This window comes from Nitrospirillum amazonense (assembly GCF_007828045.1).
Classification (GTDB): domain Bacteria; phylum Pseudomonadota; class Alphaproteobacteria; order Azospirillales; family Azospirillaceae; genus Nitrospirillum; species Nitrospirillum amazonense_C.
On sequence record NZ_VITN01000006.1, the window covers coordinates 335,737 to 343,118 of the forward strand.

General features: G+C 68.7%; 4 protein-coding genes and 2 tRNA genes. 2 read left to right on the forward strand and 4 right to left on the reverse strand.

Annotated features, from left to right (window positions below):
• Positions 1-171: 171 nt before the first annotated feature.
• On the forward strand, positions 172-1,926 hold the full coding sequence (locus tag FBZ89_RS13040; protein ID WP_145750385.1) for a DUF885 domain-containing protein: 1,755 nt from the start codon (positions 172-174) through the stop codon (positions 1,924-1,926).
• A gap of 6 nt (positions 1,927-1,932) precedes the next feature.
• Here the strand turns inward: FBZ89_RS13040 and FBZ89_RS13045 are convergent, their stop codons facing one another.
• The 4 genes from FBZ89_RS13045 to FBZ89_RS13060 all read right to left on the reverse strand — a co-directional run bounded on the left by FBZ89_RS13045 (position 1,933) and on the right by FBZ89_RS13060 (position 4,620).
• Positions 1,933-3,900, reverse strand: coding sequence for a cytochrome c/FTR1 family iron permease (locus FBZ89_RS13045; protein ID WP_246172165.1), 1,968 nt, complete (start codon positions 3,898-3,900; stop codon positions 1,933-1,935).
• Positions 3,901-4,040: 140 nt separating this feature from the next.
• Positions 4,041-4,117: transfer RNA gene (locus FBZ89_RS13050), tRNA-Arg, on the reverse strand.
• A gap of 50 nt (positions 4,118-4,167) precedes the next feature.
• Positions 4,168-4,473 (reverse strand): ETC complex I subunit, encoded by a 306-nt coding sequence (locus FBZ89_RS13055; protein WP_145750386.1) that lies wholly within the window; start codon positions 4,471-4,473, stop codon positions 4,168-4,170.
• Between the two features lie 70 nt (positions 4,474-4,543).
• Positions 4,544-4,620 (reverse strand) — tRNA-Pro (locus tag FBZ89_RS13060).
• Between the two features lie 686 nt (positions 4,621-5,306).
• On the opposite strand from FBZ89_RS13060, the gene FBZ89_RS13065 reads away from it, so the two are divergent.
• The gene (locus FBZ89_RS13065; RefSeq protein WP_145750414.1) at positions 5,307-7,163 is read left to right on the forward strand and encodes a flagellin N-terminal helical domain-containing protein; all 1,857 of its coding nucleotides are present in this window, start codon (positions 5,307-5,309) and stop codon (positions 7,161-7,163) included.
• Positions 7,164-7,382: the final 219 nt, after the last annotated feature.

A 7,382-nucleotide genomic window follows, 5' to 3' on the forward strand; every position in this document is an offset into this window, starting at 1 on the left:
CATTGTGGCGACTCTGGGGTGGTGGCGTGGAAGGGTTGGGGCCATGACGCTTATACGGATCGATGCTCCGGTCCCGGGCGCGGCGGCGCGCCATGATGAAATTGTATAAAATATTTGACATATAATATCCTATCGTTGACCCTGCGGGGAAATGACGGGCAGCAGGGGGCGATGATGAACCGTACCGCGGTGGCGCTGGTATTCACTCTGGCGGCGATAGCCCCCGCCGCCTCTTCCGCCTGGGCCGAGCCCGCCATCCCGATGGCCAAGCCCGTCGGCGGCGTGGACGCCGTCATCGCCGACTATGAGGCGCTGGCCCGCCAGACGGACGGCACCGATGGGCCCGGCTGGCCGGACGTCAGCAAGGCCGCCGCCGATCGCCGCGCCCAGGACTATGCCGCGTTGAAAGCCCGCCTGGACAGGCTGCCGCCCTCGGCCCCCGATGGCGAGGAGGCCCTGACCCGCCGCCTGCTGGACTGGCGTCTGGGCGTGCTGGTGGACGGTGCCAGGTTCGATGAGGACCGCATCCCCTTCGACAATGGCGACGGCTTCTTCAACACCGCCAACTACGCCGCCGCCACCACCGTCATCCGGACGGAAGCGGATGCCCAGGCTTGGGTCGCGCGCCTCAGGGCCTTGCCCGCCTATTATGACCAGCAGGTCGCCAACATGCGGCGCGGGCTGGAAACCGGCTTCGTCCAGCCGCGCCCCACCGCCACCTCCGTTCTCAACATCCTCAAGATCGCGGCCGACCAGCCGGCGGAGGCCAGCCCCCTGCTGGGGCCGCTGAAGGTGCTGCCCGCCACCATCCCGGCCGACCGCCAGGCGGCCCTGCGCGCTGACGCCCTGGCGGCGGTGACCCAGGCGGTGAAGCCGGCCCGGGCGAAGCTGGTGGCCTTCTTCGAGCAGGACTACGTCCCCCATGCTCGCGACACGCTGGGCGCCAGCAGCCTGCCGGACGGGCGGGAGTACTACGCCTACGCCGTGCGCCGCTCCACCACCACCGACCTGACGCCCGACGCCGTGTTCGCGCTGGGGGAGCGGGAGGTGGCGCGCATCCGGGGGGAGATGGCGGCCGCGATGCGGGCCACCGGCTTCACCGGCACCTTGCCCGAGTTCATCGCCAAACTGCGCACTGACAAGCAGTTCTACGCCCCGGATCTGGCGACATATGTGGAAAAGGCCAGCGAGATCGGCAAGCGCATCGACGGCCTGCTGCCGCTGTGGTTCGGCACGCTGCCGCGCCTGACCTGGACCATCCGGCAAAAGCCGCCAGAGCAGGAGGGCTCGTCCAGCGGCTATGACCTGGGCGATCCGGTGAAGGGCGTGCCTGGCCGCGTGGTGGTGGGGTCCAAATCCTTCGGCGACCCGCTGTTCGGCCTGCCGTCCTGGATCCTGCATGAGGGCGTGCCCGGCCACCACCTGCAGATCGCCCTGGGCCAGGAGCGCACGGACCTGCCGGCCTTCCGCCGCAAGGACGAACCCACCGCCTTCATCGAGGGCTGGGCGCTGTATTCCGAGCAGTTGGGCGAGGACATGGGCGTCTACCGCACGGACTACGAACGTTTCGGCCGCCTGTCCTTCGACATGTGGCGGGCCTGCCGCCTGATGATGGACGTGGGCATCCACTGGAAGGGGTGGAGCGCCGAGCGGGCCGCCAGTTGCCTGCGCGACAACACCGCCCTGCCGGAACGCGCGGTGCTGGGCGAAACGCAGCGCTATATCGCCTGGCCGGCCCAGGCCCTGGCCTACAAGGTGGGCGAGCTGAAGTTCCTGGCGGAGCGGCGGCGGGCGGAGCAGGCGCTGGGCGCCCGCTTCGACATCCGCGCCTTCCATGACGCCGTGCTGGACGACGGCCCCATGCCCATGGACATTTTGCACGATCAGCTGGGCCGCTGGCTGGCCCGGCAGGGAGCGGCGCCGTAACCCGCCTCACGCGCCCTTTCGTCTGGCGGCCAGCCCGTTATACGCGAAGCCGGCGGCCAGGGCGGCGGCCATCACGGCCTGGGCCGCCACGGTTTGCGCCGTGGGGAACAGGCCCACGATCTCCACGCTGGGCACATGGGCCAGGGGGACGACGTCCAGCCAGCCGGCCTCCTGCAGGGCCTTCACGCCCTTGCCGGCCAGCACCACGGCCAGCACGGCCATCAGGCCGGAACTCCAGGCGAAGAAGGCGCCGATGGGCAGGCGGCGGCTGTAGCGCAGCAGCCCCCAGGCGATGGCGGCCAGCAGCAGCACGGCCGCCCCGGCGCCGGCCAGCACGGCCATGTGCGCCCCCTCCGCCCACAGCGCCATGTAGAACAGGATGGTCTCGAACACCTCGCGGTAGACCACCACGAAGGTCAGCAGGAACAGGAACCAGGCCGACTGTCGCGACAGGGCGTGGGACAGCTTCTCCTTGATGTACAGCTGCCAGGCGCCGGCCTGGGACTTGCCGTGCATCCACACGCCCACCGACAGCAGCACCAAGGCGGCGAACACCGAGCCCAGGCCCTCCGTCAGTTCCCGGCTAGCGCCGCTGATGGACACCAGGTAGGTTGCCACGGTCCACGTCGCCAGGCCGGCCGCCAGGGCGGTGGTCCAGCCCAGGTGGACATGGCGCAGCACGTCCGCGCGCCCGGCCTTGCGCAGGAAGGCGATCATCGCCACCACGATCAGCAAGGCCTCCAGCCCTTCACGCAGCAGGATGGTGAAGGCGCCGACGAAGGTGGAGGCGTCACTGGCGGCGGCGGGCGACAACGCATGCTCCGCCTCGATCAGCAGGCCGTTGATGGCCTGGGCCTGGGCGCGCACCTGGTCCGCCGGCCGACCTTGGCCGATGACGCCGCGGAAGGCGCCCATGGCGCTTTCCACGCGGGTCATCAGGCCGCCGTCGCGCGCCTTCAGGATGGGCTCCACCGGTTCAAACCCGTCGAGGTAGGCGGCCAGGGCCAGGTCGCCGGCCGCCTTGGCGTCGCCGGCCTCATAGGCCTTCACGGCCAAGCCCAGCTTGGCGTGGGCGATGGCCAGGCTGTCGTTGGCCTTGGGCATGACCGCGTCGGGATGGGCGCGCAGGTAGGCCAGCAGCGCCTGGGCGTCATGGGCGCCCGCCTTCTCCTCCAGAGCGGCCTGCGAGGCTTGGGTCAGGGCCTCCAGATTGGGAAACAGGGCATGCAGATCGGGCCGGGCGCGCCACAGCGCCTCGCCCGCCTGGATGTCGCCGGGCGTAAAGGCGAAGCCGCCGGCGATGAAGGCCAGCGCCCAGCGGTCCTCGGCCGGCAGGTGGGCGAAGCTGACCATGGGCGTGCCGTCCAACCCCTGCTCGATCACCTGCTCCAGGGCGAAGACGCTGCGTTGGCGCGCGCGTCCGGTGTCGCTGAAGGCCACGGGCCTGGGATCCAGCGTGACGCCCACCGGGCCGTCACCATGGCCGGTGGCGCCGTGGCAGGCGGCGCAATTCTCCGCGTACAGGGCTCGGCCCCGCGCCAGGTCCGGCGGGGCGGTGGGCGCCAGCGGCACGGGGTAGGCGGCCAGCAGATCCCGGCCCAGGGCGCGCGCCAGGCCGGCCACCTCGGCCGGGGGCGCCTTGGCGGCGATGGCGGCTTTCAGCGCATCGGCCTGGGCCTGCAACTGGGGCAGGACGGGGGTGGGCGGCAGCCCGGCCATCCGCTCCCGCGCGCTGGCCGCGAACTCCGCCTGCTCGGCATATTCGCTCTCGCTGGTCACCTGGCCGTCGGCCACCGCGCCGGCATAGTCCACCGCCACATAGTCCAGCAGCCGCCAGATGGTCTGCGCGGGCGCCGGTTCCGCCGCCCCTGCGGGCAGGGCGGCCCCGAGGGCCAGGCCCAGCAGCGTGAGGGCGGCGGCAAGAGGACGGAGGGACTTGAGCATGGCGCGGCCCGGCTGAGAGGTGCGAGTCATTCTCAGTAACCCCGCTGCCGATGTTTTTGCAAGCATGCGCCGGGCGCGTCTGCCTTGTGGGCACCCTATGGGTCGGATCACTGCGGGGGGCGGAAACGACAAGACCCGCCGCGCAGGGTGTGCGGGCGGGTCCGGCGGGTTGGCGACCCCAGCTGGATTCGAACCAGCGACCTACCGCTTAGAAGGCGGTTGCTCTATCCAACTGAGCTATGGGGCCCGGAGGCGGCCCCGGGCCCGAGGGCCGGGGCGCCCGATATCAGAAAAGGATCAGAAGCGGCCGACGCGGGGGCGGTCGGTGCGGAAGTTGTCGGCGTAGTTCTTTGGCCGGACGATGCGGTCGTTGTGGGTGATAACCTCGTAGGTCCACCCCTTGCGGGTCGCGTAGGCGATGGCCTCTTCGGCGCTGTCGAACGTCAGCTTCACCTGGTTCAGGGTGTCGCCCGAGCTGGTCCAACCCATCAGCGGCTCCGGCCGGCGGGCGGTGGCCAGTTCATATTCCAGGATCCACGAATGGGTCTTGGCCCGGCCGGACTGCATGGCCGTCTTGGCCGGCTGATAGATACGAACCTGCATCTCTGGAACGTCCCCGGTTGAACGAAACACCTGTTGCCTGCCGTCGCCATTCCGGCGCCGGTCCGGGCGATGGTCGGGGCGCCCGGATTCGAACCGGGGGCCTACGGTTCCCAAAACCGTCGCGCTACCAGACTGCGCTACGCCCCGAAACCATCGCGAGCTAGGGTTTACGCGGTTCGCGGGGCCATGGTCAATCAGGAAAGCGGCCCGGCGCGCGGCAACCCTGACCCGCCCGGCGTCCCGGTTTTCCAGCTGAAATCCCCGCCACCCTACGCACGAAAGAGTGGTGCGGTGCCCGGCAAAAAGCGCCGCGGCGGCGGCCGAGGGTTGGCCCCAGGCTCGGGCCACGGCCCTTCCGGGCGCCCGGCGGGGCGTATGCGGCGCCAATTCCGGGCCGGCAACCAGGAAATCCCGACCGCCTTGGGCCGCTTCACCCGGCAATTTTGACCGGGCGGCGGGAAATTCCGACCGCCCCAATTGTTCGCATTTCTGTCGTCGCCAGCGGTCCTGGACCAGAGAATCCCTTTATTTACAGACGCGTAGATAGCGCTTCGGGCTGTTGGCACGGTTTCTGCGGTTAGCCGTCCGAACCTAACCGTCCATCAGAGGAGGTTGATGGCGTCCATGCCAGCGTAGCGCCCCCGGGCAACCCCGGACCAATCCGTCCCGCCATCCCGGCAGGAACGGGTTGCCGCCCGGAGACGGGGACTTAGGCCCCCCCGGCAGCGGGCGGGTGGCGCTCTTCGATGGCATGGGACCAGCAGCTTGCTCTCGCCAGAAGGATCAGACCGGCCCAAACGGCCGCCCTCCGGCAGCTCAAAAGGAGATAGATGATGTCCTCTCAAGTCGCCCTCTCTTCGGCAATGCGTTCCAACCTGCTGTTGCTGCAGAACACCAACAGCTCGATCGACAAGCTCCAGGCGCAACTGTCCACGGGCAACAAGGTCAATAGCGCGCTGGACGGCCCCACGGCCTTCTTCGCGGCCCAGGGTCTGAACCAGCGTGCCAGCGACCTGTCCACCCTGAAGGACGCGATGGGCCAGGCCATCAGCACCATCAAGGCGGGCAACCAGGGCATCACCTCCATCCAGAAGCTGATCGACCAGGCCAAGGGCCTGACGACCTCGGCCTATTCCAACCTGGGCAACGACCCCAGCGCGATCGCCACCCGCAAGTCGTTGGCCGACCAGTTCAATGACATCAAGGACCAGATCGACAAGCTGGCCGCCGACAGCGGCTACGGCGGGAAGAACCTGCTGGCCGGCAGCGGCCAGACCTTCGACGCCACCTCCTTGTCGCGGTCCACGGTGAACTCCATCACCGGCCTGTCCAACAGCCGCGTGACCAACGTCACCACTTCGGACACCTACTCCGTCCGCGTGTCCGGCACGGGCGACATCTCCGGCAACGCCGGCGACATCGCCTCGGCGGAAGACGCCCGCGGCCTGTTCGGCCTGAAGGTGTCCGGCAAGCTCAGCAGCACCGCCGGCAACTTCTCCGACGTGTCGATCGAAATTCGCGGCGCCGTCGGACAGACCCGCACCGCCGTGATCACCGAAGGCGGCGAGTCCCGGTCCATCACCTTCTTCGACAACACCCAGAGCGCCACCAACAGCCTGGTGAGCGCCGGCACCTCGGGTACGCCGCAGATATCGCAGGTGAACATCACCGGCAACATCGACGAGGGCGACACCTTCAACGTCACCATCAACGGCCGGACGTTCAGCTACACCGCCTCGGCCGGCGACGTATCCAACCCGTCGCCGACGACGCGCCAGGCCGCCATCGCCACAAACCTGCAGAGCCTGATCAACAACTCCCTTCCAGGCAGTGCTTTCTCGGGCTTCACCATCGGTCCGGTGACGGGCAGCAGCTTCCAGATCACCGCGGCCAGCAGCTTCGGCACGTCCAACAGCTTCACGCTGGGCAGTTCGACCGTCAACGCCCTGACCAAGGACATCTCCGTGTCCTTCACCTCGGGCTCGGTCGTGTCCTTCACCGTGGACCGTTCCACGTTGGAAGGACTGGGCACGGCGGGCAACGGCACCTCCACCATCGAGAAGGATGTGGATCTGGCCGTCACGGCCACCGACCTGAACGGCGTGTCCATCACCCGGTCGGGCGCCAATGATCGTGGCAGCGGCAAGCTGACGGACGGCGAAAACGCCATGTCCTTCACCACGGGCACGGTGCGCATCAACGTCGACTCGACGAAGATCATGCAGGCGGCGTCGGCCAACCGGTCCGCCAACATGACGACATCGCAGCAGACGCCGGCCAACACCCAGAACGACCTGTCGGTGCAGTTCAACGAGACCAACACCAACTCGCTGAGCGTCAAGTCCACCAACGTCACCACCGACGGCCAGGGCCTGCGCCTCGACTACGCCCAGAACGACTTCCTGGACCGGTCGGACATCGACGCCGCCGTGGCCCAGCTGACCTACGCCACCACCCAGCTGCGGTCCGCCGGCCAGACGCTCAGCACCAACCTGAACGTCATCCAGACCCGGTCCGACTTCACCGACGCCTTCAACAACGTCCTGTCGGACGGTGCCGACAGCCTGGTGCAGGTCGATCAGAACCAGGCCGGCGCGGAGTTGCTGACCCTGCAGACCCGCCAGTCGCTGGGTGTCACCACCCTGTCGCTGGCGAACCAGAGCCAGCAGGCCATCCTGAAGCTGTTCTAATCGGCGACGGCGGGGCGGGCGGCGGTGTGGCAAAAGGCCACCCGATACCCCTCCCGCCGCCCCGGTCCCGGACAGCGGCGGGCACAAGGAAAAGGGCGGTCCCCAGCGGGCCGCCCTTTTTCATTTCGGTGCGCCAGGCATGGCGCGAGGTGCGTAAGCACCGAGAGCCGGGTTGGTAACCGGCTTGTGACTTGGAGGTGGAAGTCCTCTACGGACCCT

Bases quoted from the DNA above. Each gene is read 5' to 3' on its own strand.
- FBZ89_RS13040 (WP_145750385.1), top strand. From the start codon at position 172: ATGATGAACCGTACCGCGGTGGCGCTGGTATTCACTCTGGCGGCGATA.
- FBZ89_RS13045 (WP_246172165.1), bottom strand. From the start codon at position 3,900: ATGACTCGCACCTCTCAGCCGGGCCGCGCCATGCTCAAGTCCCTCCGT.
- FBZ89_RS13055 (WP_145750386.1), bottom strand. From the start codon at position 4,473: ATGCAGGTTCGTATCTATCAGCCGGCCAAGACGGCCATGCAGTCCGGC.
- FBZ89_RS13065 (WP_145750414.1), top strand. From the start codon at position 5,307: ATGTCCTCTCAAGTCGCCCTCTCTTCGGCAATGCGTTCCAACCTGCTG.